Origin of the sequence: Candidatus Vampirococcus lugosii, from assembly GCF_018420025.1 — a bacterium.
Lineage (GTDB): Bacteria > Patescibacteriota > Gracilibacteria > Absconditabacterales > Absconditicoccaceae > Vampirococcus > Vampirococcus lugosii.
Window position 1 is genome coordinate 1 of record NZ_JAEDAM010000020.1, and the last position, 25051, is coordinate 25051.

At 22.9% G+C, this 25051-nt stretch carries 33 protein-coding genes and 3 tRNA genes; 9 read left to right on the forward strand and 27 right to left on the reverse strand.

Annotation, left to right across the window (positions count from 1 at the left end; translation table 25 throughout):
- Nucleotides 1-366 precede the first annotated feature (366 nt).
- Entirely contained in the window at nt 367-2133 is a 1767-nt protein-coding gene (locus VAMP_RS06985; RefSeq protein WP_213348788.1) for an ABC transporter ATP-binding protein, read from the forward strand.
- Nucleotides 2134-2239: 106 nt separating this feature from the next.
- Here VAMP_RS06985 and secY read toward each other — a convergent pair whose 3' ends face one another.
- The 25 genes from secY to VAMP_RS02375 form a co-directional block, all read right to left on the reverse strand.
- The gene (gene secY / locus VAMP_RS02255; RefSeq protein ID WP_213348790.1) at nt 2240-3559 is read right to left on the reverse strand and encodes a preprotein translocase subunit SecY; all 1320 of its coding nucleotides are present in this window, start codon (nt 3557-3559) and stop codon (nt 2240-2242) included.
- 24 nt (nt 3560-3583) lie between these two features.
- The gene (rplO, locus tag VAMP_RS02260) at nt 3584-4039 is read right to left on the reverse strand and encodes a 50S ribosomal protein L15 (RefSeq protein WP_213348792.1); all 456 of its coding nucleotides are present in this window, start codon (nt 4037-4039) and stop codon (nt 3584-3586) included.
- Between the two features lie 35 nt (nt 4040-4074).
- On the reverse strand, nt 4075-4548 hold the full coding sequence (locus VAMP_RS02265) for a 30S ribosomal protein S5 (RefSeq protein WP_213348794.1): 474 nt from the start codon (nt 4546-4548) through the stop codon (nt 4075-4077).
- 50 nt (nt 4549-4598) lie between these two features.
- Nucleotides 4599-4958, reverse strand: a complete 360-nt coding sequence (rplR, locus tag VAMP_RS02270; protein WP_213348796.1) for a 50S ribosomal protein L18 — start codon at nt 4956-4958, stop codon at nt 4599-4601.
- A gap of 30 nt (nt 4959-4988) precedes the next feature.
- A complete protein-coding gene (rplF, locus tag VAMP_RS02275; RefSeq protein ID WP_213348797.1) occupies nt 4989-5534 on the reverse strand; it encodes a 50S ribosomal protein L6 in 546 nt (181 codons plus the stop codon).
- Nucleotides 5535-5558: 24 nt separating this feature from the next.
- Nucleotides 5559-5963 (reverse strand): uS8 family ribosomal protein, encoded by a 405-nt coding sequence (locus VAMP_RS02280; protein ID WP_213348798.1) that lies wholly within the window; start codon nt 5961-5963, stop codon nt 5559-5561.
- A gap of 30 nt (nt 5964-5993) precedes the next feature.
- Nucleotides 5994-6218, reverse strand: coding sequence for a type Z 30S ribosomal protein S14 (locus VAMP_RS02285; protein WP_213348799.1), 225 nt, complete (start codon nt 6216-6218; stop codon nt 5994-5996).
- 22 nt (nt 6219-6240) lie between these two features.
- Nucleotides 6241-6780, reverse strand: coding sequence for a 50S ribosomal protein L5 (rplE, locus tag VAMP_RS02290; protein ID WP_213348800.1), 540 nt, complete (start codon nt 6778-6780; stop codon nt 6241-6243).
- A gap of 40 nt (nt 6781-6820) precedes the next feature.
- Nucleotides 6821-7108 (reverse strand): 50S ribosomal protein L24, encoded by a 288-nt coding sequence (rplX, locus tag VAMP_RS02295; protein ID WP_213348801.1) that lies wholly within the window; start codon nt 7106-7108, stop codon nt 6821-6823.
- Between the two features lie 22 nt (nt 7109-7130).
- On the reverse strand, nt 7131-7499 hold the full coding sequence (gene rplN, locus VAMP_RS06990) for a 50S ribosomal protein L14 (protein WP_213348803.1): 369 nt from the start codon (nt 7497-7499) through the stop codon (nt 7131-7133).
- 46 nt (nt 7500-7545) lie between these two features.
- Nucleotides 7546-7812, reverse strand: a complete 267-nt coding sequence (rpsQ, locus tag VAMP_RS02305; RefSeq protein WP_213348805.1) for a 30S ribosomal protein S17 — start codon at nt 7810-7812, stop codon at nt 7546-7548.
- Nucleotides 7812-8012: a 50S ribosomal protein L29 gene (gene rpmC, locus VAMP_RS02310; protein ID WP_213348807.1), complete on the reverse strand. Its 201-nt coding sequence runs from the start codon at nt 8010-8012 to the stop codon at nt 7812-7814. Before rpmC ends, rpsQ begins: the two co-directional genes overlap by 1 nt.
- 60 nt (nt 8013-8072) lie before the next feature.
- A complete protein-coding gene (gene rplP / locus VAMP_RS02315; protein ID WP_213348809.1) occupies nt 8073-8495 on the reverse strand; it encodes a 50S ribosomal protein L16 in 423 nt (140 codons plus the stop codon).
- 50 nt (nt 8496-8545) lie between these two features.
- Nucleotides 8546-9178, reverse strand: coding sequence for a 30S ribosomal protein S3 (gene rpsC / locus VAMP_RS02320; protein WP_213348811.1), 633 nt, complete (start codon nt 9176-9178; stop codon nt 8546-8548).
- A 3-nt stretch (nt 9179-9181) separates the two neighbouring features.
- Nucleotides 9182-9523: a 50S ribosomal protein L22 gene (rplV, locus tag VAMP_RS02325; RefSeq protein ID WP_213348813.1), complete on the reverse strand. Its 342-nt coding sequence runs from the start codon at nt 9521-9523 to the stop codon at nt 9182-9184.
- A 26-nt stretch (nt 9524-9549) separates the two neighbouring features.
- Nucleotides 9550-9807, reverse strand: coding sequence for a 30S ribosomal protein S19 (gene rpsS, locus VAMP_RS02330; RefSeq protein WP_213348815.1), 258 nt, complete (start codon nt 9805-9807; stop codon nt 9550-9552).
- A 37-nt stretch (nt 9808-9844) separates the two neighbouring features.
- A complete protein-coding gene (gene rplB / locus VAMP_RS06995; protein ID WP_213348817.1) occupies nt 9845-10690 on the reverse strand; it encodes a 50S ribosomal protein L2 in 846 nt (281 codons plus the stop codon).
- A gap of 17 nt (nt 10691-10707) precedes the next feature.
- The gene (gene rplW, locus VAMP_RS02340; RefSeq protein ID WP_213348819.1) at nt 10708-11055 is read right to left on the reverse strand and encodes a 50S ribosomal protein L23; all 348 of its coding nucleotides are present in this window, start codon (nt 11053-11055) and stop codon (nt 10708-10710) included.
- A 33-nt stretch (nt 11056-11088) separates the two neighbouring features.
- Nucleotides 11089-11721 (reverse strand): 50S ribosomal protein L4, encoded by a 633-nt coding sequence (gene rplD / locus VAMP_RS02345; RefSeq protein ID WP_213348821.1) that lies wholly within the window; start codon nt 11719-11721, stop codon nt 11089-11091.
- Nucleotides 11722-11764: 43 nt separating this feature from the next.
- Nucleotides 11765-12367 (reverse strand): 50S ribosomal protein L3, encoded by a 603-nt coding sequence (rplC, locus tag VAMP_RS02350; RefSeq protein WP_213348823.1) that lies wholly within the window; start codon nt 12365-12367, stop codon nt 11765-11767.
- 39 nt (nt 12368-12406) lie between these two features.
- Nucleotides 12407-12727 carry a 30S ribosomal protein S10 gene (rpsJ, locus tag VAMP_RS02355; RefSeq protein ID WP_213348825.1) on the reverse strand — a complete coding sequence of 107 codons (321 nt, stop codon included), beginning with the start codon at nt 12725-12727 and terminating at the stop codon, nt 12407-12409.
- A 78-nt stretch (nt 12728-12805) separates the two neighbouring features.
- The gene (gene tuf, locus VAMP_RS02360) at nt 12806-13984 is read right to left on the reverse strand and encodes an elongation factor Tu (protein ID WP_213348827.1); all 1179 of its coding nucleotides are present in this window, start codon (nt 13982-13984) and stop codon (nt 12806-12808) included.
- Between the two features lie 146 nt (nt 13985-14130).
- Nucleotides 14131-14207 (reverse strand) — tRNA-Ile (locus tag VAMP_RS02365).
- A gap of 4 nt (nt 14208-14211) precedes the next feature.
- A tRNA-Pro gene (locus VAMP_RS02370) sits at nt 14212-14285 on the reverse strand.
- 12 nt (nt 14286-14297) lie between these two features.
- Nucleotides 14298-14369 (reverse strand) — tRNA-Phe (locus VAMP_RS02375).
- Between the two features lie 309 nt (nt 14370-14678).
- Here VAMP_RS02375 and VAMP_RS02380 point away from each other — a divergent pair.
- The 8 genes from VAMP_RS02380 to VAMP_RS02415 all read left to right on the forward strand — a co-directional run bounded on the left by VAMP_RS02380 (nt 14679) and on the right by VAMP_RS02415 (nt 24152).
- Entirely contained in the window at nt 14679-14855 is a 177-nt protein-coding gene (locus VAMP_RS02380; protein ID WP_213348829.1) for an IS1634 family transposase N-terminal domain-related protein, read from the forward strand.
- A complete protein-coding gene (locus tag VAMP_RS02385) occupies nt 14840-15067 on the forward strand; it encodes a hypothetical protein (RefSeq protein WP_213348830.1) in 228 nt (75 codons plus the stop codon). The genes VAMP_RS02380 and VAMP_RS02385 overlap by 16 nt, the downstream gene beginning before the upstream one ends.
- Nucleotides 15068-15079: 12 nt before the next feature.
- Nucleotides 15080-15334: a hypothetical protein gene (locus VAMP_RS02390; protein ID WP_213348832.1), complete on the forward strand. Its 255-nt coding sequence runs from the start codon at nt 15080-15082 to the stop codon at nt 15332-15334.
- Nucleotides 15335-15431: 97 nt separating this feature from the next.
- The gene (locus tag VAMP_RS02395; RefSeq protein ID WP_213348834.1) at nt 15432-18269 is read left to right on the forward strand and encodes a site-specific DNA-methyltransferase; all 2838 of its coding nucleotides are present in this window, start codon (nt 15432-15434) and stop codon (nt 18267-18269) included.
- Nucleotides 18270-18390: 121 nt separating this feature from the next.
- The gene (locus VAMP_RS02400; RefSeq protein WP_213348836.1) at nt 18391-18591 is read left to right on the forward strand and encodes a hypothetical protein; all 201 of its coding nucleotides are present in this window, start codon (nt 18391-18393) and stop codon (nt 18589-18591) included.
- A 58-nt stretch (nt 18592-18649) separates the two neighbouring features.
- Complete coding sequence (locus VAMP_RS02405; RefSeq protein WP_213348838.1) at nt 18650-19288, forward strand: antA/AntB antirepressor family protein; 639 nt, start codon at nt 18650-18652, stop codon at nt 19286-19288.
- Between the two features lie 220 nt (nt 19289-19508).
- Nucleotides 19509-22487, forward strand: a complete 2979-nt coding sequence (locus VAMP_RS02410) for a DEAD/DEAH box helicase family protein (protein WP_213348840.1) — start codon at nt 19509-19511, stop codon at nt 22485-22487.
- Nucleotides 22488-22655: 168 nt separating this feature from the next.
- Nucleotides 22656-24152 (forward strand): oligosaccharide flippase family protein, encoded by a 1497-nt coding sequence (locus VAMP_RS02415; RefSeq protein ID WP_213348842.1) that lies wholly within the window; start codon nt 22656-22658, stop codon nt 24150-24152.
- Between the two features lie 45 nt (nt 24153-24197).
- Here the strand turns inward: VAMP_RS02415 and VAMP_RS02420 are convergent, their stop codons facing one another.
- On the reverse strand, nt 24198-24533 hold the full coding sequence (locus VAMP_RS02420) for an integrase core domain-containing protein (protein ID WP_213348844.1): 336 nt from the start codon (nt 24531-24533) through the stop codon (nt 24198-24200).
- Nucleotides 24534-24563: 30 nt separating this feature from the next.
- Nucleotides 24564-24884 carry a helix-turn-helix domain-containing protein gene (locus VAMP_RS02425; protein WP_213348846.1) on the reverse strand — a complete coding sequence of 107 codons (321 nt, stop codon included), beginning with the start codon at nt 24882-24884 and terminating at the stop codon, nt 24564-24566.
- Nucleotides 24885-25051 lie beyond the last annotated feature (167 nt).

The following is a 25051-nucleotide window of genomic DNA, read 5'->3' on the forward strand; positions in this document are numbered from 1 at the left end:
TCTATTTCGGAAAAATTTTCAATTATGTAATATATATTCAACTACTTCTAACCAGGCATACATTATATTTTTTAGTTTATATCACATACAATCTTCTTTCCTTAATTCTAATATCATTTCTTTAACCTGAGCTCATACTATTTCCAATCATACCATAGCTAATCATATTGATGATAGTAATATATTATAATAATTATTTAGTCTTTCAACTTCACTTCTTAAATGTATTTTCTCTAAATTATATTCTTGTTTTAAATATTTATATGTTTCTTCTATTAATTTAATTAAATTTAAAATAGTCTAGTACTTGACAATATCAACTAATTATTTATATATATTTTATGTTTTATTTTAAATTATTAATATATGTGAGAAAAAATTGAAAAAAAAATAAGTGTATGAAATGTATTAAAATATTTATTTATTGAAGTTTGGAAAATTAGATATATAACTATATTTGCTTTTTTATCTATAGTTTGAATTAGTATTTTACAAACAATAATTCCTATATATTTCAAAGATATAGTAGATATTGCAGTTAATAACGATTTGACAAAAACAGAAATGTATGAACAAATAATGATAATATTTAATTATTTTTTAATAACTATATTTTGAAGTTTTATATTTTGGAGAATTTGAGAATATTTATTAAGTTATGCTATTTTAAAATTAGACTACAACATAACTTATAATTCTTTTAGTTCTTTACATAAACATTCTTATGATTTTTTTGTAAATAATTTTTCAGGTTCTTTAGTAAAAAAAACGAGTAGATTAGTAAATAGTATAGCTTCTATATATGATATAATATTTTTTGATATAACTAGAATATTGGTAAGTATATGATTTATATTAATAATATTATTTATTGAAAATACTTATTTATGAGTAATATTCTGAATATGGATATTATTAATTATAATATTTGCTTATTTTCTAAATAAAATTAGAGTTCCCTATGTGAAAGATAGTGCAAATGAAAACTCTACAGTTTTTTGACAATATTCGGATACTGTTACAAATAATTTTAATATAAAACTATTTTGAACATATGAAAAAGAAAAATTAAATTTTTTTGAAGCATTAGAAAAATGGAAAAAAAAAGAACTTAAATCTATTTATGTATTTATCATAGTATTTGCAATTATTTCTATAATAGTAATTGCTTGAGAAATATTATTACTATATACTACAATACAGCTTTGGTATGATGATATAATTAGTATATGAGTTTTTGTTTTAATTGTAAATTATCAAATAATTATATCTAGTCAAATTTTTTGATTATCTTTTTTGATGTGAAGATTAGCAAATAATTTTTGAGATAGTATAGATATGTTGGAAATACTTTGGAAAGATTATGAAATAATTGATAAACAAAATGCAAAAAAATTAAAAATAAATAAATGAAAAATTTATTTTCAATGAGTTAATTTTTCATACAAAAATCAAGAAAAAGTCCTTAATAATTTTGAATTAAATATAAAAGCTTGAGAAAAAATAGCAATTGTATGACAATCTGGTAGTTGAAAATCAACTTTAATCAAAATTTTATTTCGTTTTTATGATATTCAAGAATGAAAAATTTTGATAGATAATCAAGATATATCTACAATAAAACAAGATAGTCTTAGAAGTCAAATTTCTATGGTTCCACAAGAACCTATACTTTTTCATCGTAGTTTATATGAAAATATTGCTTATGCAAAAGATAATGTTAGTTATGATGAAGTAATAAAAGCTTCCAAAATGGCTCATTGTCATGAATTTATATCAAAATTACCAGAATGATATAATACTTTAGTTTGAGAAAGATGAATTAAATTAAGTTGAGGAGAAAGACAAAGAGTTGCTATTGCTAGATCAATTTTAAGTAATAATAAAATTATGGTCTTGGATGAAGCAACTTCTAGTTTAGATTCAGAATCAGAAAAATATATTCAAGATAGTTTGGATAAAATAATGAAATGAAAAACAGTAATAGCTATTGCTCATAGATTATCTACTATTATGAAAATGGATAGAATCGTAGTTATGAAAGATTGAAAAATCGTACAAGAATGAAGTCATGAAGAATTATTAAAAAAAGGTGGTTATTATGAAAAATTATGGACTATTCAATCTTGATAATATGAAGATAAATAATTTAAATAAAATACTAACAAATATAGTAAGAAAAAAATAAAATATACTAAAAAAAATCTTCTACTTTTAAAAGTAAAAGATTTTTTTAAAATTATATTTTATCATATTTTTCCATAGATAATTGAGCATTAAGTTTATTTATTATATCTTGTACAACTCATACTATAATAATAATTCAGGCTCATTGCACAACTACAGGAATAGATCATTGTTCAATAAAAGGTATATAATATATTATATAACTATAAATTCAAATTATTCATAATCAAACACCACCCCATAAACATAAATGATATAATGTACTATTAATATATTTTGATGTTTCTTCTCACGGTCTAATTCAAGGAATAAAACCTCACCTTTTTTGTATATTATCAGAGATCCTTTCTGGATTAAAAATAATAATTGTATAAAAGAATGTAAATAAAACTATAAGTAAAAAGTAAACTAATATAGCAATAACAGAAGGCTGTTCACTATAAATACTTAAATTATTAGTAATCCAATTTGCAATATTATTTACAATTTCACTATTTGTCGAATATCTCAAAACTATTTGAGATAATAAATATGGAAATGTTATAAATGCAATAGCAAATATTATAGGAACCATTCAAACTGGATTCAAAGGTATAGGCAAAGTGGCAGTATCTTGAACTTGTCATTGTCTAGAATAGACTATAGGTATTTCTTTTTTAGTTTTAATAAGAAATACAGCTAGTACTATCAAAATTAAAACAACTAATAATGTAAAAATAATTGACATAATATTAAATCAACCCGAACTATGAGAATAAACTTGAGAAGATATTCAAGATACTATAGAAGAGAATATTAATAATGAAATTCAATTAGCAAGTCATTTTTCAGTTATTAATTCTCATAACCATATCAAGAACATAGTAGCAACAGTCATAGTAAATGCAGCAAGAGTTATATTCAAAAACGAAGTATCTATAACAGTTCATCATAAAACAGAATTCATAAGGAACACCATTCAATATGATTGAACAAAAGCTAATGGTAAAGTTAAATATCTTGTATATTGTTGTATTTTCATAGTTCATACATCTCATTGCTCTTTCAACTCTTCTAATTTAGGAAGAACAGCTGTAAGTAATTGCATTATAATAGATGCATTAATAAAGGGAATTAATCAAACAGCAATTATAGAAAACTGCTCCAAACTTCATCACATCAACATGGCAAAGAATTCTAATCATCAAGTTTCACCTGATCCACTCGCTGAATTATTTTCTAATGTATTCATAAGCTCATGAATATCAATAAAAGGGACTGGCAAAAACACTAATAATCTATAGATTATTAATATATATAAAATAAAAAGTAATTTATTTAATATAGTTGAGCTTTGCCATATTTCTCAAAAATAATTGAAAATTTTAAACATAATTTTTTTTCAAAAAATATAAATTTACTCAAACTTACATCAAACAGATTCCAATACAGATTTAGCTGATTTGGAATAAGAATCAATTCATACAAAAAACAACTTTTTATCTAATTCTCATTTAGCAAGAATTTTAACTAAAGAATTTTCTGAACGAATAATACCAAGTTCTTTTAACTTCTTTTTATTAATTGTATCTCAAGATAAGATTTTATTATTAAGTTGTAAATCAGATAAATTTACTACTTCATAATTATCAACTAACTTATAATATCTCTTAAATCACCTTAATTTAGGTAATCTCATATTTAATGATGTTTGACCTCACTCAAATCAAGGATTTTTAGTATATCATGATCTAGCTTTCTGTCATTTTATTCATCTAGTTGAATAATTACCTTTACCTGATCAGTTTCATCTTCCTAATCTTTTAGTTTTTTTTATAGATGAAGATCACTTCAAATAATCGTGTAAAAACATATTAATTTATAATTAAATTTTAAAACATATAATATCTAACTTTTTTCTATATCTCTTTTGAATCAATTAGATTTATACATAGTAAGAGCATAAATTGTAGCTAATGCATTATTTAACTTATTATTAGTTCAAATTATTTTTGAAAGGATATTATTATAACCTGCCAATTCCAATACTGATCTAACGGATGATCAAGCTTTCAATCAAGTACCAGGACCAGCTGGAATTAATCTAACAATAGCAGATTTAAATTTAAAAGTTTTCAAATAAGGTACAGAATCAGCACCTACTACAGGAACTTTTTTAAGATTTTTGTATGCATCATGAGTAGCTTTTTGTATAGCCCCTATAACATCACTAGATTTAGCAATTCACAATCAGATAGTTCATTTTTTATCACCTATTACCATTACAGCTCTAAAAGCAAGTTGTCTTCATCATTTAGTAACTCTAGTAACTCTTCTTACTTCCAACAACCTCTCTTCAAATTGCTTATCTTTTTTTTCCATAAAAAGTATTTTTATAAATTAAAATTTATCACTATTTAAAATAGATAAGTTTATATATTAATTTTTCAATCTCTTAATCATTCAGCAACTTGTTCAACCCTTCAATGATATATATATCAATTTCTATCAAAACAAACATCTACAAGATTTTTATCTTGTAATTTTTTAGATAAATTCTGACCAACAATAAATGCTCTTTCCTTTTTAGTTCAAGTTTTAAGATTAAGATCATTAGATGATGCAATTACATTTCAATTAACATCAACTACTTGAGAATAAATATATTTATTAGTTCTATTAACTATAACTCTCGGCAAATTAGTATTTGTTTTCAAAATAGTATTAACTCTATTTTTTCTTCTAGAATGCCTTCTTGATTTTTCAAAAATCTTATTAGATAATTTTTTCATTATTAAATCAAATTTAAAATATTTAAATTTTTATTTCTTAGCTGTTTTTCAAACCTTCAAAGTAATTTTTTCATCAAAATATCTAACTCATTTACCTTTATATGGTTCTGGTAATCTAAGAAATCTAATATTTGCTGCTACTTGTCAAACTAATTGTTTATCAATTCAAGAAATAGTAAGTATAAAATTTCATTTTGAATCTTTATCTACTTTAACATCAATTCATTCAGGAATTTCATAATTAATAGGATGAGAATATCAAAGATTCAAAACAACTTTTTTTCATTCTACTTTTACAGAATATCAAACTCATATAACAAGAAGTTTTTTTTCAAATCAATTTTTAACTCATTCTACCATATTATTTATAAGACTTCTTACAAGTCACCATAAATTTGCATTACTATCCTCAGAAATTGAAACTTCAATATTTCAATCATTCTTTACAACACTAACTTCATTTGGGAAAGTATAATTTAATTGACCTTTTGGTCATTTTACTGAGATATTAGTTCATTTAATATCAATATCAACACCTTCCAATATCAAGATAGGTAATTTTCAAATTCTAGACATATTTTTTATATTAAAATTTAAATCTTAATAAATTTCAGCAATTAATTCACCTCATAAACCATTATTATAGGCTTCATGAGATGCCATAAGTCATTTATTAGTAGATACTATTCATATTCATTTTCATCAAGCAACTTTTTTAAGCATATCCCTTCAAACATAATTACGTCTAGATGGTTTTGAAAGTATCTTAACAACAAGAATATCTTCATTAGTATTTACAACCTCTTTTAAAGTAATTTCAAAAGTTTTTTTTACTCAATCTCAAACAACTACAAAATCTTTAATAAAATTATATCTTTTCAATAAAAGTAATATTTCTTTCTTGAAATTAGAATACATAACATTATTAACGGTTGTTCTTCTTGCCATATAAGAATTTTTAATTCTTATCAACAAATCAGTCACAGGCGAATTAACAAAACTCATTTTTAAATATTTCTTAAAAATTAAAATCTACTATCGGCTTGATTTTCTTACTCAAACTATCAATCACTCTCTAGCATATTTTCTAAAACAAACTCTACATATTCAAAATTCTCTCATATAAGATCTAGTTCTACCACAAACTCTACATCTATTATAATATTTTGTTGGATTATCAAGCTTGTTTCAAGATGCAAGAGACTGTAGTCTTTTTTTATCTAATTTCTCATGTTTAACTCTCAAAGATTTCCTAGCCATAATATATAATTATATATATAAATTAATTAAATATGATTCAAAGTGTTTTCAATAACTCCTTAGCTTTATCATCATCAGTTGTAGTAGTAACTATATTTACTTGCAATCAATGAGGAGTTTTTATATCTTCTGGAAACAATTCAGGAAAAACACTTTGATTTTGAAATCATATGTTATAATTTCAATTTCCATCAAACTTTTTTGAAGAAAGTCATTCAAAATCCCTAACTCTAGGTAAAATAAGTTTAGAAAGTCTGTCCAAAAAATCGTAAGCTTTTTCTCTTCTCAAAGTTACTTTCAACATAACAGGCATTCAATCTCTCAATTTAAAATTAGAAACTGATTTTTTTGATTTAATAACAGTAGGCTTCTGACCTGAAATAACTTCCATATTTGAAATCAAGTCTGAAAAATCTTTAACTCATTTTCTAGTTGCTAAAGATCAAATTCACATTGATATAACTATTTTATCTACTCTTGGAACTTCAAATATATTTGATAGTCCAAATTTATTTTTTAAATCATAAATTTTTTTTTCTTTAAAATCCTTATAAAGATTCATTAATTATAATATTAATTTTTAAAAAGACAATTATAATAACTTAAGAATATATTTCTCAAGATTTCTTACAAACTCTTACTTTTTTTCAATCTCTCTCTTCTATTTTAACTTTTGTAGGTCATTTTAATTTATCAGAATAAAGCATAACATTTGATATATCAATAGGCATAGTTTTATCAACAAATCATTCTTTTTTAACAGCTTTTTTCTTCAAATTAACTCATTTCACTATAACTTTATTTCAAATAACCTTTTCTATAGTAGAAACTTTTTTTACATAACTTCAAGCAATTACAACTACTTTATCTCAAGATTTTATCTTTTTCATAATATAAATTTTAATTCTAAAATTATATAACTTCTTCTGCAATATTTGCAACCGTTCTAAATCATTTAGATCTTAATTCTTTTGCAACAGGTCAAAATATTCTTTTTCATAATGGTGAACATTCTTTATCTATTAATGCAACTGCATTATCTTCAAACCTAATATAAGTACCATCATCTCTTCTTATTTCTTTCCTAGTTCTAACAACTACTGCCCAACTAACCTCTCATTTTCAAATCTGTCAAATTGGATTAGCAGTTTTTATAGCAATAACTACTTTATCTCAAACAGTTGCAAATCATCAAAAGGGTCATTTAAGGACTCTTATAACTTTTCAAGTTTTAGCTCAAGAGTTATCAACAATTTTTACTTTAGACTCATTTTGTATCATTTTAGTTTAGATATTATTAATAATAAAAGTGAATCAAGCTAACAAATTAAGTATTTGGTTTCTGAATAATATCTACCAAAATCCATCTTTTCTGTTTACTTATAGGCTTAGATTCTCTAATTTTTACAATATTTCATATTTGAGCAGAATTATTTTCATCATGAGCTTGATATTTTTTCTTAGATACATATCTTTTATTATACAAAGGATGAACTTTAACATTTTCAACCTCTACAGCTATAGTTTTATCTGATGAATTTTTTACAACTCTACCTACAAATTCTTTAATATTCTTTCAATTTATAATAGCCATTATTTATTGATTTTATGATGTAAAGCTGTATTAACTCTAGCAATATTTTTCTTCGTTAATTTAATTTTATGAGTTTGCTTCAAAGCTTTAATAGAATTCTGAATTTTTAAATCAAAAAGATCTTTTTTTAAAGCTTTTCTCAAGTCAACTAATTCTTTTAAATTTTTTTTAGAAAGTTCTATACTATTAAATTTATCCATAATTACTTAAATAAGTATTAAATTATAAATGATTTTAATTAAGTAAAATCTAATTAAAAACTATTTTACTTCTCATTTAGCAACTAACCTAGTTGAAACAGGAAGTTTATAAGAAGCTTGCTTAAAAGCTTCTTGAGCAACTTTTTTACTAACTCAGTTTATTTCAAAAAGTATCCTTCACCTTTTTACTCTAACTCTAAAAGCATCAACATCTCATTTACCTTTACCCATAGGCATTTCTAATCATTTTTTAGTATAAGGCACATCAGGAAAAACTCTTATCCAAATCTTACCAAGTTTCCTAGTGTATCTAACTATCACTTTTCTAGCTGCCTCAATTTGTCTATTAGTAAGATATTCATTACTAGTAGCTTTAAGTCAAAACTCACCAAATGCAACATAACTTCATCTACTTGAGACTCATTGTATTCTTCCTCTATGTTGTTTTCTATATTTCCATCTATTTGGAGTTAACAGTGACATTTTTAAATATAATATAATCAAATAAATTTAACAAATATATAAACTAATTTTTATTTATATAAATCTCATTTATATATCCAAACTTTAATTCACAAAACTCAATATTTAGTTACTGCAGTTGTGTAATAATAATCTATATCAGCTCTTAATGTTTGTAGAGGAACTCTTCATTTTATAAATGTTTCTCATCTTGCTATATCAGCACCTCATAATCTTCAAGTGATATAAAATTTAACTCATTTAGCTCATTTTTCCATAACTTTTTCTGTAAAAAATTTTCAAACTCTTCTAAACGGCATTCTTTTTTCTATTTGTTCAGCAGCTTGTTCAGCAACAATTTTAGATGAAAGTTCAGGAATTTTAACTTCTTTTACAGAAACTTTAAAATCTTTAGCAAATTTATTTTTTAAAATTTCTTGAAATTTATTTAAGTTCGCTCACTGCTTTCATATAATAACAGCAGGTTTTGAAGTAAATAAAATAAGCTCTCAATCTTTCTCAGTTTTTTTTATAACAATTTTAGCTATTCAAGACCTTTTAAAATAAGTATCAACTAAAGTATGAATTTTAACATCTTCTACAAAAAAGTTTGCACTTTGAGATTTAGTTTTCGCAAACCATTCTGTAGTCCATCATTTAGTAATTCAAGCCCTGAAACCTCTTGGATCTATTTTTTGTCACATAAATTAATATTTAATATCTAAAATAACTTTAACAAAGGATCTCTGTTTTTTATATTGATGAACTCTAGATCTTGATGCAAAATCAATTCTTTTTAATTTAGTTCATTTTCAAATTTCAATAATTGAAATATACAAATCAGATTCAGAGAGACCTTCATTATTTTTAGCATTAGCAACAGCAGAGTTCAAAACTCTCAAAAGTATGTCGGAAGACTTATTTGGAATATGATTTAATATTCATTTAGCCTCAGATACCGATTTTCATCTAACCATTTTAGCTACTATATTTATTTTTTTTTCTGATGTTAAAGCATATTTAAGGGTAGATGTCAAAGATCTATTCATAATAATTTTATTTAAATTTATAAATTTTAAAAAGGATGTCATCTAAAAGTTCTAGTCAAAGCAAACTCTCAAAATCTATGTCAAATCATTTCTTCTGTTACATAAACACTAATAAATTGCTTTCAATTATGTACAGCAAATGTAAATCATAACATTTCTGGACTAATTTGACATGCTCTATCCCATACTTTAAGAACTTTTTTTTCTCAAGACTCTTTCATAAGCTCAACCTTTTTTAATATCTTCGGATTTATATAAAAACCTTTTTTTAAAGATCTAGTCATTTACAATAAAATTTTAATTAATAAATTAACTCAAATACTAGTTTCTAGTTCTTCTAGAAACAATAAATTTATCAGACCATTTTTTCTTTTTTCTAGTCTTTTTTCCAGGAGGTACAGGCTTTCAACTAAAAGACTTAGGATATTTAAGAGCAATATCTGTTCATCATTCTCATCATCAATGTGGATGATCAACTGGATTCATTGCCTTTCATCTTACATGAGGTCTTTTTCACATCCATCTACTTCTTCAAGCTTTTCATAAAACTATATTTTTATGTTCTTCATTACCAACAACTCATATAGTAGCCCAACAATTTTCATTAAATTTTCTAACTTCTCAAGAAGATAATTTAACAAAAACTATATGTAAATTAGTATCTTTACCTATAATTGTAGCAGAATTTCAAGCAGATCTCAATAATTTTCATTTAGTAAAAGGTATTACTTCCAAATTGAAAATTTTATATCATTCAGGAATATTTTTAAGCTGTTTTCTATAACCATTTTCATACTCATCAGTATTAGTATTCAAAATAGTATCTCATATAGATGCTCATTTCCATGCTATAACATATCTCTTTTCTCAATCCAAAAAAGATATCAAAGCTATTCTTGCTTTTCTATAAGGATCATATTCTATACTTACTACTTTTCCAGGTATATCTAATTTATCATAACCTATAAAATCAACTATTCTATATAATTTTTTATGACCTCATCATCTAGATCTAACAGTAATTCTTCAAGAACTATTTCTTCATGCATTACTCTTCAAAAACTTCACCAAACTTTTCTCAGGTCTTTTCTGAGTCAATCAAGTAAAATCATATCAAGTCATATACCTTCTAGATGGTGTATATGGTTTATATACTTTTATTCACATTTTTTAAATTAAAATAATTAAAAACTACTTAACTTATCAATTTTATCTTCAGAATTTAATGTAACGATTGCTCTTTTATATGATCTTCTAACTAAACCTTTTCTAGCTCTTAATTTATAAGGAACTTTTTGAATATTAACAGACACAGGAGAAACACCAAAAACTTCTTTTATAGCAACTTTTACATCATTTTTGTTAGCTAAACTATTAACCTTAAAATAATATTTATTTAAATCACTTGTTTGCTTATATGTTTTCTCTGTACGAATTGGTTTAATTATAACATCATATACAGAAATTTTATTCAAAACATTAGTTGAAACACTTTTTTTAGCTCTTTTTCTTAATATATTTTTGAAAGTCATTTTAACATAAATAGTATTAAATTTTAAATTTTACTACGAAATAGATTCTAATTTATTCAAAGAAGAAGAAAAGAATACTATTTTATTATGAGTAAGTAAATCATATGGATTAACATAATCTACATAAATATACTTAATATTAGGAATATTTCTAAAAGATTTAATAGCAATATCATCTCATTTTGAAACAACTAATAATATTTTTTGTCAAGAAAGTCAATTATTATCCAAAGCTGAAACAGCATTTTTTGTTTTAATATTATCAAAAGGAAAAGAATCAAAACAAAGTAATTGTCATTCTCTAGCTTTCAAAGTTAAAGAACCAAATAAAGCTTTTTTTCTAGCTTTTTTAGTCATATCTTTAGTAAAATTTCTAACATTTCTAGGTCAAAAAGATTTTCATCAATGCCTTCTGATTGGAGATGCAGCATCACCAACTCTAGCTCTTCAAGTTCATTTTTGTCTAAATAACTTCCTTCAAGATCAAACAACCTCTCATCTAGTTTTAACATGAGCTATATTTTTTCTAGAATTAGAAAGTTGTAAAAGAACAAATTCATGTATCAATTTTTTATTAATATTATCATCATTAAAAATAGAATCCGAAAGATTTCTAGTATCTATTTTTTCTCAATTAATATTAAACACATCAACTGTATACGACATTTTCTATGTACTTAAATTAAATAAATTTTAAATAACTTAATAATTATTTTAATTCCATTTTAACAAGCGAACCATAATATCCAGGAACTGATCATTTAACAGCAACTAATGATTCATTATCAAATGAATATTTATTAATTATTTTAACATTTTTTAAAGAAATATTTGAAACTCACATATGTCACGGCAATTTCTTACCTTTATTAACTCTTCTAGGTTTCATTCATCATATAGAACCAGGTCTCCTATGAAAATGTGATCAGTGACTTGATGGACCTCTAGAAAATCAATGCCTCTTAATAACTCATTGAAATCATTTACCTTTTGTAAGTCATTTAAGAAAAACAGTATCAAATCAATCCAAAAAAGAAAAATCTAAAACAGAACCTATTCCAAAATTTGATAAAACATCTTCACAAACTCTAAATTCAAAAACATTAGAATATTTTACTTTTTCTCATTTTTTTCTATCAAACTCTTTTTTTTCAGATCACACAATAATAGCAGTATATCAATCTTTTTCATTAGTTCTATGACCAATAACTTCTTGAGGAACTAATTTAAGTAAAGTTACTGGAACATGTTTTCAGTCAATCCATAACTTTGTCATTTCTTGCTTTTTTAAAAGCATTCATCCCTTAGTCATAATTAATCATTTTTTTTTAAATTATTAAATTAATTTCTATTAATAAACTTTAACATCAACAGAAACTCAAACAGGAATCACTAAATTTTGAAGATACTCTACAGTTTTAGAACCTGTCTCTACAACATCAATAACTCTAGAATAAGTTATTCTCTCAAATTGCTCTCTAGAATCTTTATAAACAAAATGAGCTTTCAAAACAGTATATTTTTTTATTTTTTTTGGTAAAGGAATAGGTCATTTAAGCACTGCTCACGACTTAACCAAAAGTCACATAACTTTACCAACTGATCACTCCAAAGATTTAACATCATAACTTTTCAATTTTATTCTTAATTTAGGATTATTAGATTTTACCATTATTAGATTTAACTTATAAAACACGAAAAGGACAAAGAATGCCCTCTTCATGAAATTTAAATAATATAAAATTCCAAATTAGTCATTTATACTTGTAACAACTCAAGCTCAAACAGTCCTACTTCACTCCCTTATAGCAAATCTCAAACCTTCTTCTATAGCAACTGAATAAATTAATTCAACATTTATTTTTGCATTATCACCAGGCATAATCATTTCAGTTCATTCTGGCAAAGTAACTGTTCAAGTAACATCAGTAGTTCTTACATAAAACTGAGGTTTATAACCTGACATAAAAGGAGTATGTCTACCTCACTCATCTTTTTTTAATACATAAACTTCTGCTTCAAATTTTTTATGAGGTTTCACAGAATTAGGAACTGCCAACACTTGTCATCTTTCAACTTGATCTTTTTGAACACCTCTCAAAAGCAATCAAACATTCATTCAAGCTTCCGCTTCTTCATGCTGTTTATGAAACATTTCAATTCAAGTAACGGTTGTTTTTCTAGTATCTTCTTGAATTCAAACAATTTCAACTTCAGAATTTAATTTCAACACTCCTCTTTCTATTCTTCATGTAACTACTGTTCATCTACCTTTAATAGAAAAAACATCTTCTACAGGCATCAAGAAAGGTTTTTCATTATCTCTATCTGGCATAGGAATATGCTCATCTAAAGCAGCCATAAGATCCCAAATAGGTTTAGCAGCTTCTTCATCATCAGGATTTTCCAAAGCCTTAAGACCAGAACCTCTTATTATAGTTGCACTATCTCAATCATAATCATATTGACTCAAAAGATCTCTAATTTCCTCTTCTACTAATTCTAACATATCTTCATCATCAACCATATCTACTTTATTCAAAAACACAACTACAGCTGGAACATTTACTTGTTTAGCCAAAAGTATATGTTCTCTAGTTTGAGGCATAGGACCATCTGGAGCAGAAACAACTAATATAGCACCATCCATTTGAGCAGCACCCACAATCATGTTTTTAACATAATCAGCATGTCAAGGACAATCAATATGTGCATAGTGTCTATTATCAGTCTCATATTCCAAATGTGCAGTATTTATAGTAATACCTCTTTCCTTTTCTTCAGGAGCTTTATCTATTTCATCAAATTTCAAAGGTTTAGCATAACCTTTTTTAGCTAAAACTTGAACTATAGCAGAACTTGTAGTAGTCTTACCATGATCAACATGACCAATTGTTCATACATTAACATGTGGTTTCTTTTCTGACATAATATTTATTGTAATTAAATTATATAAAATGTTTATTCATTATAAAAAAAATATAACTAATTTCAAGAGATTCTTATTATTTAACTCAAATTAATAAACACAAAATCGGACAGAAACAGACTTTAACTGAAACTAACCATATAAAATGGTGGGCAGAGACAGATTTGAACTGTCGACCTCATCCTTATCAGAGATGCGCTCTAACCAACTGAGCTACCTGCCCCAAATCGGGGATGCGGGACTCGAACTCGCGACCTCTGGTTCCCAAAACCAGCGCTCTAGCCATCTGAGCTAATCCCCGAAATCTTAAATATGCCAAAGGGCAGGATCGAACTGCCGACACAAGGCTTTTCAGGCCTCTGCTCTACCACTGAGCTACTTTGGCTAACAAAACAGTATTAGTATATATAAAGAATTTTTATTAAAATTCAAGACAAAATACGATTATTTTTAAAAAAGATTTTGAATTTAAAAATTTATTAGTATATAAATTACTTATAAAAAATATTTATTATAACTAATCTTTGTAAATAAAAAATAGCAAGAACAAGTTAAGAACTGAAGAAAAAGAATTTAAAAATGTATTTTGTAGTGTCGAGTATTATTATATTTTCTCTTGAAATTATACTTTTTTCATTATAATGAAATGTATTATTTCTTGTTTTTTATTATTTTAAGTGGTAATAATTATAATATGTTTATTAAAAAAAGTACTCGCAAATATAATTGAAAAACTTATGTTACTCATTATCTTGTTGAATCTTTTAGAGATAAAGATACAAAAAAAGTAAAACATAGAAATATAGCTAATCTTTCTGAATTGCCTCCAAAATCAAAAAATATAAAAATGAGATTATGTTGATGTCTATAAATAGAATATTTGAACCTAAAAGTAAAAATGCTCTCAAAAATTGGTTAAAACAAATTGATTGAATAAAACAAATTAATGATAATAATCTATATAAAGCAATAGATTATCTTGAAGATAATCAAAATGATATAGAAAATAAATTATTCAAAAAAAGAAAAGATACTAATTGTAAATTATATTTATATGATATTACGAGTACATATTTTGAATAAAAAGCTGTTGAAATGGCAAAATATTGATATAGTAGAGATAAAAGCAATGATAGATTGCAAGTAAATATATGATTAGTAACAGATACTAATTGATATCCTATAAGTATAGAAATATTGGAATGAAATATAAATGATAAATCTACACTACAATCAAAAGTAAATGAATTAAAAGAAAGATTTAAAATAAAAGAAATTACATTTGTTTTTGATAGGTGAATGAAAACATTTCATTTTAATATTAAAATATTAAAACTTAAATTATTGTAAATTATTTTTATATCTTTTTAAAATTTAATTAATATATTGAAAAGTAAATTAAATTATTTATATATAAAATAAATATTTACTTATAATTAATTAATAAATGACAAACTCACTATCACAATTAAAAACATCTCTTAAAGAAATGTTTCAATTTCAAAATAATGACTTAAATTTTGGGATTTTTAAAATTTATAAACTCAAACAATCTGAAATAAAAAAATTTATAGATGATAATCTTGAAAATATTGTCCAAAAAGAATTACAAAAAGTTTCAAATCTTGAAGAAAAATTTGATATTTTGGAACTTGAATTATTTTTGAAATGATTTAATCAAGAAAAATTACTTGAAAATATTAATGAAAATTATGAAAAAATAAAATGAACTATAAATATTTTTTGAAATTGAGATAAAGAAAAACTGATAAAAATTTTAAAAAGTCAGAGAAATTCTTTTATAGAATGAGATTTGGAAAATAAGATTTATAATTATATTCTAAACTTTTTTGAACTGTATTATAGTGATTGAGATTTTGGATATAATACCAGAAGTCTAAACACTTACAAAATTGAATATGATGAAGATTATAATGGATCTGATATTATGTTTCACTGGAAGCATAAATGAAGTTATTACATAAAAACTTGAAATTGATTTAATAGTATAAATTTTGAACTACAAGATAAAAATATTGAATTTACTCTGGAAACAAATGAAGAAAGCGATGCAGAAGAACAATCACAAAATAATAATAGAGAAACAGAATTTAAACATTATAAATTTAATAGAATAGAAAAAACTTGAAATAATAATTTCAAAGTTATTTTTAATTTATCAAAAACATCAACTCCAAAAGAAGAAATTTATAGAGCAATTTTTAAAGGAATATTAAATATAGAAATTGATGATAATTTTTTGTACAACAAAGAATGAAAAGAAATATTTAAAAGTCTTGATAAAAATTTTGGTAAAATAGAAAACTGAAACTTAAAATGATTTTCTCAACTAAAAATCAAAAAAGATGATTTAGTTAAAAAATATGACTCAAATTTTGGAAAATGAGAAAAAATAAATAAATTTTTTGATGAATTAGATGATAATATCAAAGAAGAAAAAATAATTAAAATTTTATGGAATTTAGATAATAAATTAAATAGTTTTTATATCGGAAGTGATAGTGATTTTTTTATTCATAAAGATTTAAAAGATTTCTTAACTAATGAAAAAGACAAATTTATAAAAAATAATATACTGTGAGATATAAATACAATTCTAAACTCAAAAATAGATAATACAACACTGGTAATAGCAAAAACTTTTAATGAAATTTCAAGCAAAATAATAGAGTTTTTATCTGCAATAGAAGAATTTCAAAAGTGAATATTTGAAAGTAAAAAGAAAGTTTTGGTAAATGAATATTGTATAACTCTTGATAAAATAGATGAAAGTTTTTATACTGAAATACTTGAAAATAAAGAACAAATACAAGAATGGAAAAATCTATGATTTATAGAAGATGAAAAAGTTTTGAATATTGAATATTTAAAAGCAAATCTTACTTTAAATATTGACACAAAATTTTTCTCTCAAACTTTTAAAGATAATTTATTAAGTAATTTTGAAGATTTAGAAAATCAAACAAACGGAATACTTATAAACTCTGAAAACTATCAAGCTCTAAGTTTGCTAAAAAATAAATACAGATGAAAAGTAAAGTGTATTTATATAGATCCTCCGTATAATACTTGAAAAAACTTTGTTTATAAAAATAGTTTTAGACATTCTTCTTGGATTTCTATGATGGAAAATAGATTATTAGAAGCAAAACAATTATTAACAAATGATTGAATAATTATTATAGCTATTGATGATTTAGAAAGTGATAATTTAAGATTATTATGTGATAGTATTTTTTTAAAAGAAAATTTTATTTGAATAATAACAACTATTTGTAATCCTCAATGAAGAGTTGCAAACAAGACATCTAAAACCTGTGAATATAATTTAATTTATGCTAAAGATATTTTAAATATTTGAGAACTTATGGTTCCAAAAAATTGAATTACTTCAAATGTAAATTTGAAAAGAACTTGAACTAATTCAAGAAGAGATGAAAGACCTAATAGATTTTATCCTATATTAATCAAAAATAATAAAATTACGATGATTAGTATGGATGAATATAATAAAATATATAGCAAAGAAGATAAAACATTTAATGATGATTTTTTGATTGATTTAGAAAAAAAATACTCTGATTTATGATATAGTTTCATCTTACCTAAAACTTTAAATTGAGAATATCTAGTTTGGCAAAGAACCTTTGACAGAGTATTATTAGAAAAAGATGAATATATTGTAAAATGAGATAGTGTATTTACACCTGCTTATGATGATGAAAAACCAAAAACTTGTTGGACTGATGCAAAATATTCTAATCCAGAATATGGTTCTGAATTATTAAAAAATATTTTATGAGAAGTAAAATTTGAAACACCAAAGAGTGTATTTACTGTAAAAGATTTTATAATAACTTGTTCTTATAAAAACTCTATAATCCTTGATTTCTTCTCTTGATCTTGAACAACACAACATGCAGTTATAGAATTAAATAAAGAAGATTGATGAAATAGAAAATATATTTGAGTGGAGATAGGAGAGTATTTTGACTCTGTTACAAAGTCTAGAATTCAAAAAGTGATGTATACAAGTAATTGGAAAGATTGAATTCCTCAAGACAATAAATGAGTGAGTCAAATTATGAAATATCAAGTATTGGAACAATATGAAGATATGCTTGATAAACTTGAAATTGATAATGAAAAATTTCCTGAATGATTAGATTTAAAATATCTATACAAAAAAGAAGAAATAAAACTAAAATCAACTCTTAATTTAAGAAAACCTTTTTTCAAATATTTATATTTATGGAAAAGCTAAAAAAGAAACTCAAATTGATTTAATAGAAACTTATAACTATGCAAAATGAAACAATATTGAAAGTATTAAAACTTTTGAAATTAAAAATAAGTATTATAAAGCAGTAAAAACTTGAAATATCTTGCAAATTTGGAGAAATATAGAGGTCGGAGAAAATGATTTAGAAAATATAAAAGAAATTGTAAAAAAATATGATGATATAGAAGTTTTGGAAATAAATGTAGAGATTTATAGTTTATCAAGAGATAAATTTGGACAATTAGAAATTTGATGAAAAAAATATGATATAGAAATAATTGATGAAAGTGTGTTTGGTGAATAAAATACCGTCGCCAAATTTGGCAACGGTATAGATTTTATTTATTTTAAAAAATCAAAATATGAAAAAATGATATAATAAAATTGTGAAAGCAATAGAGGTTACTAAAAAATATAATACTCAAGAAATTCAATTATTATCAGGATTATTTAGTTATTTAAATAATTTTGATATTGATTTGGATGATGAATGATTTTGAACTTGAGTTAGTGCAAAATGATTATGGAAACTTTTAAATCCTTTAACAAAAAACTGAACAAATCAAACTTTTGAAAAATGGTGGAATAGTGTTTCAAATACTGCAAGGTTAAAAGAAAATATAGATTTTGAAAAAAAAGAAGAAACTGAAATACAAGCCAAATCTACCACTTCCCAAAAATGAGAAGTGGGGATAAGACCAGTAAAAAAGATTGATTATATCTTAACTTTAAGAGCATGAGAATATTTTGCAGTTTTGACAAAATGAGATAGTGGAGATTTATATAGAAGATTTATTTTTGATATAAAAGATGAATTTTTAAGACTTGTTTTTAGATATTGAAAAAGTATAGAAACAAGAAGTGATTTTACTAAATCTATTTGAGATTTAGATTTTATGAAAAAACTAAAAATTGAAAATAAAAAATCAGAGATGTGAAATATTTATTGAGAAATGACAAATCTTATATATTTAGAATTATTTTGAGTTATTTTGAGTTAAAGCAAATGAATTTAAAGAATTAAATAAGATAGAACAAAAATATTTTGCTAAAGATTTTTTTACAAAAGATTGATTATTTGATTTAGAAAAATTAGAAAATAAATTATCTTGAGTAATTCTTTTTACTGAACCAAAAGACAGAAAAGAATTAAAAGAATTAATAATTGAATTTTTAAACAAACAAGTAAAATTAAAATTTATAGAATAATCTAAAAAAATAATGGAAACCAAATTATATAATTATTTATCAAAATCATTACTTGAAAAAGATATTTATTTTGGAAATATTGAAATACAAAAAAAGATAGAAGATTTGAAACAAAATACTCTAGGACTTGAAGAAAAATATATAAAAAAGATTATAAGTTATTTAAAAACTTATAATAAATTTTTGTTATCACAATGAAAAAGTGAAGTCCGTTTGAGATATTATCAAATCCTTACTTTGTATTTTGCTGAAATGTATTTTGATATAAAAGATGAAAAAGAAATGGATAGTTTTTCAAAAAACTCTCTTGCTTATTGGATGGCAACTTGAAGCTGAAAAACTATTGTAATGCACTTAAATATTTTACAATATTTAGATAAAATCAAAAATTATAATAAATTTCAAATTATTTTTACTACTCCTTGAGTAAATCTTATAGACCAACATAAAGAAGAATTAAATCCTTTTATAGATTTTCTAAATAGTAAATATAATAATAAAATAAATTTAATTATAGATACTACTTCATCACTTTTGAATAAATGAAGTGAATATTATAGTTTAGCTTGAAATAAAAGAGCAAAAAGACTTATTTTGATAGATGAAGCTCATATTTGAACAAGCTCAAAAGAAGAATGAGTTTTTTACAAATTTAGAAACGAATTAAATAAAGAAAATAGTTTTTTATTTGAATATTCTGCAACTTTTCATAATTTGAGTAAATGATTAGAGAAAGAATATGAAAATCAAATAATTTATGATTATAATTATAATTTATTTTATAAAGATTGATATGGAAAAGATTTTAGTTTTAAACAAGTTTGAAATGATGTTTTAGTTTGAGATAATGAAAATGAATTAAAACAAAATCTTGATAAATGTCTGCTAGTAATAAATGAAAAAATAGATATTTGGAGTAATTTAAGATGATATACATGAGATAAACAAAAAAGTTTATTTTGAGATTTTAATATGTTTCCTGATAAACCTCTAATAACTTTTATGTGAAATACTGTAAATAATAAAAATAAAAAAGATAAAGACCCTGAAATAAGTGATATTTCAAATATTGTTTATTATTTAGCAAATTTAAGTGAAAATGAAAAAAAGAATTTTGAGAATGTTTTTAATTATAAAATATCTTGAAAATTAACTATTACCAGAAATAAATCAGTAATAGATGAATTATTATTATCATATTGAGATGATTGAAAATATTTTTGAATTATCAATGTATGAAATTGAGATAAATTTTTTAATGATCTTGATTTGCCAAATATAGAAAAGAAAAAAATAGAAATAATAGATAGCAAATATTTATTCAAAAATATAGATAAAAAAGATAGTCCTATAAATTTACTTATTTGAAGTAGAAAATTTGCTGAATGATGGAATAGTTTCAGAGTATCAGTAATTGCTCTTATAAATTTAGGAAGTAATGCTTGAAATAAAATTATTCAAATATTTGGTAGATGAGTAAGATTGAAATGATTAAAAGATGATTGAAAAAGAAAATATACTCAACACGAAAAAGATTATTTTGAATTATGAAATAATAATGAAGATAAACTCAAAAAGATTGAAACTTTGAATATTTTGAGTGTTAAAAAAAGTTATCTTGAAACTTTTACAAAAAAAGTAAATGAAGAAATAAAATATACTCATTCTTTCAAAATAAAAGTAAATCCAAATTTAATAAAACTAAATTCTTGAGATGATATAGAATTTGAAGAATACAAAAATCATCTTCCTATTTTCAAACTTTCAAAAAAAGAAATAAATTATAAAAATATAATTCTTGAATGAAATGATATTTATTATTCTTATTTAGATGAAAATACAATAATTGAAGATGAAAAAATAAGTAATTTCAATTTTTCTCTTGATTTCAGAATAGATAAAACAAAACCTTGATTATGTATCAAAAATAATTTAAAAACAAAAATAGAGGCTTTTAAAAGCTATATAAATATATATAAAATCAATCAAATTATAAAAGATAATTTATGAGAGTACAAAATTAATTTATATATAAAATTTTGAAATAATTTAATAGATTTTGATTATAAAAGTATTTTTGATTTTATAGATGAAATAAAATATGATAATAAGTTATGAAATAATTTGTGAAAAATAGAAAAAACAATAATAATTGTAATAGATGAATTTTTGAAAAAACTTAAAAATAAAGTAAATCATAGAATAAATAGTAAAAATATAGTTTATAATAAAGTTTTAAGTCAAAAAACAGAAACTAATCCTACTTGAGATTTTATAGAAGAATATATAATTACAAAAGAGTTTGAGAGTGAAAATGAAAAACTTGAATATATTGAAAATATTGAAACTGAAAAACAAAAAATTATTGATATTTTATATAAAAACTTTGATAAACATATTTATTCTCCACTTCTAAAAGAAGATGATAATCATTCAAATTTAGGAATAAATATTTCTCCTGACAAATTAAATTTTTGAGAAAAATTATTTATAGAAAACATTAAAGATTATATTAATGAGAATTATAGAAATAATAAAAAATTAGATTTTTATTTATTGAGAAATGTAGAGAGTTTGAGAAGTATTTGAATATATCTGGAAAATGATGAACATCCATTTTTTCCTGATTTTATTTTATGGATTATAGATAATAAAGAAAATAAAACTTATATAAATTTTATTGACCCAAAATGACAAGATTGAATATTTGATAGAAATTCTTGAAATTTTAATGATAAAGCTAAAATTTGAAATAAACTTATAGATAATACTTTGAAAAATATTGAAGAAAATTTGAGTAAACAAAAAGATAAAGATATTGTTTTAAATTCTTTTATTATTCTTAAATCTTGAAGTGATTTATGAACAAGAAATACAGATAATATTCAAAATAAAATGCTTGAAAATAATATTTATAAAATAGATTGGATTTGAGAAGATAAACTTAATTGAAAATCTTATTTAGATTTAATATTTGAGAAAATATTATAAATATAAGTTTAATAAGATAGTAATTCTTTGCTTTTTAGCAAGTTCTACATTTTATAAAAAGACTTTGGATCACAAAACTATAATATATATTAAAAAATAAGTTTGATTTTATTGATAAATTAATTATATAATTAATACTTAAAATTTTATTTAAATAATTTAATTAATTTGTCACCTAATTTAGTAATAAAAGATGCATTTTGGCAAATATTATGAAGAATATTAAGTGCAATAGCTGGTTTACTTGTGATTAAAATGATAACTCCATTTCTATGACCAGAAAGATATTGAGATTATTCAACTATTTTGAAATATTTTGCTATATGGGCTGCTTTTGCAGATTTTGGATTATATGTAGTAGCTCTACAAAAATTATGAAAAATTAAAGAAGAATCCTACGAAAAATTACAAAAATATTATGCAAAATTTGTAAGTACTAGATTTTTTATGATTTTTTGTGTTTATACTTTGGCAATAATAATTGCTTATTTAATACCAGCTTATAGCAGTAATCCTTATATCGTATGGGGACTACCTTTATGAATGCTTTTTAGTGCATCTTTTATGGTAAGTTGAATATTGCAAGCTCCACTTCAATTATTTTGGCAAATGAAACATTTGAGTATAGCTTTGGTCTTGGCAAGAATTTGACAATTATGACTTTTAGTATTTATAATTTTTTATTTATTTCCACAAATTAATTTTGATTGATGAAAAAAATCAATATTAGTATTTTCATTAATTATATTTTCTGTATTATTTTCTTGAATATTACAAATAATTTATGTTTATATTGTTTGAAGAAAATATCTTCCCTTAAAACGAAATTTTGATATAGAATTTACAAAAAATATATTTTTTAATAACCGAAAATATTGACTTGCATATTATTTAAGTAGTTTTCATACTTTAGTAGTTTTAATTTCACTTTCTATATTTTTTCCAACTACTGAAAATTTTACTTATGTATGAATTTGGGCTTTGGCATTATCTTTATTGGAAATATTACTTATAGTTCCACAGAGTTTATGAAATGCACTTATTCATAAAATTTCTACAAAAATAAAAGAAGAAAAACTTATTAGTTATTGATATATGATGATTTTTACTATATGGATATGATTAGTATTTATGATTAATTTTATGATATTTGGTCAAGAAATAATATATTTTATTTGATGAAATGATTATATATGAAATTGACAAATATGATCTGATTATATTCTTTATTTTTTATGAATAGTAATAGTTTTGAGTTTTATTAAACAAATATTTAATTATATATTTGTATCAAATAATTTACAAAATAATTTATTATTTATAAACTGATTTTGAGTATTTTTAGGTTTAATAATATGAATACCACTTATATTAAATTATAATATTATATGATGAATTATTACACAAATACTTTTGGAAGTGCTTTTTGTTGTATGAGCATTATTCGTAGCTTGGAAAAATAATTCTTTACCAAAAGTAAATATAAAAGTTTTATTTACAATAATTTTTATTATGTTATGAATTTTATTGTTCGGTCAAAATTTACTACAAAATAATGATTATACAAATTTTATAAATTTTATTTTATATGTTATAATTATTAATATATTAATATTATTATTATCTTACTACCCTATCAAAAATATTATGAGAAATTTAGGTTAAATATTTTTTTATATATAAGAAATAGTAGCATTGTTTACAGTTTTTTTATTTTCAGTGATAAAACTCATCTATAATTTCATATGGTGTTTTATTATCAATTCATTTATGAACTTTGACACAATTATATAGATTTACAAATCTTTTTAAAGACTTTTTTTTATTTTCTCTTGAAATGAATGTTTCTTTACTATGTCGCATATCCATTAATATTCTTATTACTCTTTCAGCTTTACCGTTTGTTTGTGGTCTTTTTAATTTTGTGTATTTTTTCTTTATTCAGGCTTCAAGACAATATTTCATAAGTTCATAATCTGGTGTTCACTTATATTCTTTAATTTTTTCTTTATCGTCTTTTATGTAAGGTAGTTTTTTTGTATCCATATGAAACATTTCTCATGGATATGTTTTGTTTTATCTTCTTGCTTGTGCATTTTTTTTTAATGTTTTCTTGTATCTTCTTGCTTGTGCATTTTTCTTCTTTAATGTTTTCTCTTCAATTTTTGATAGTCTTTTAAATCAGTATGCTAATCATCTAAATCTTGTGTTTGTTGAATTACATATCTGAAATTCTTTTACTCTAGCTCTCTTTATCACTTTATACACTGTTGGTCTGCTTATATTATATTTATTTGCCAAATCCACAACAGACCATTGATCACAATATAGTTTTCGAATATGTTTACGATTCTTTTCTGTTAGTCTCTGATTTTTATGTTCTTTTTTTGAGTACATGTTATATGTATATTCATATTTTGTTTTTTACATAAATAAAAATTTTATCTATTATATCTTTTTGTGTAAACAACTCTAGTCTATATTACATTTAATTATTTAAAATAAAATTATAAAATTTGTGTAGTACACAAATCTATTTTTATTTTCTTGCAAATCCTTGTCTA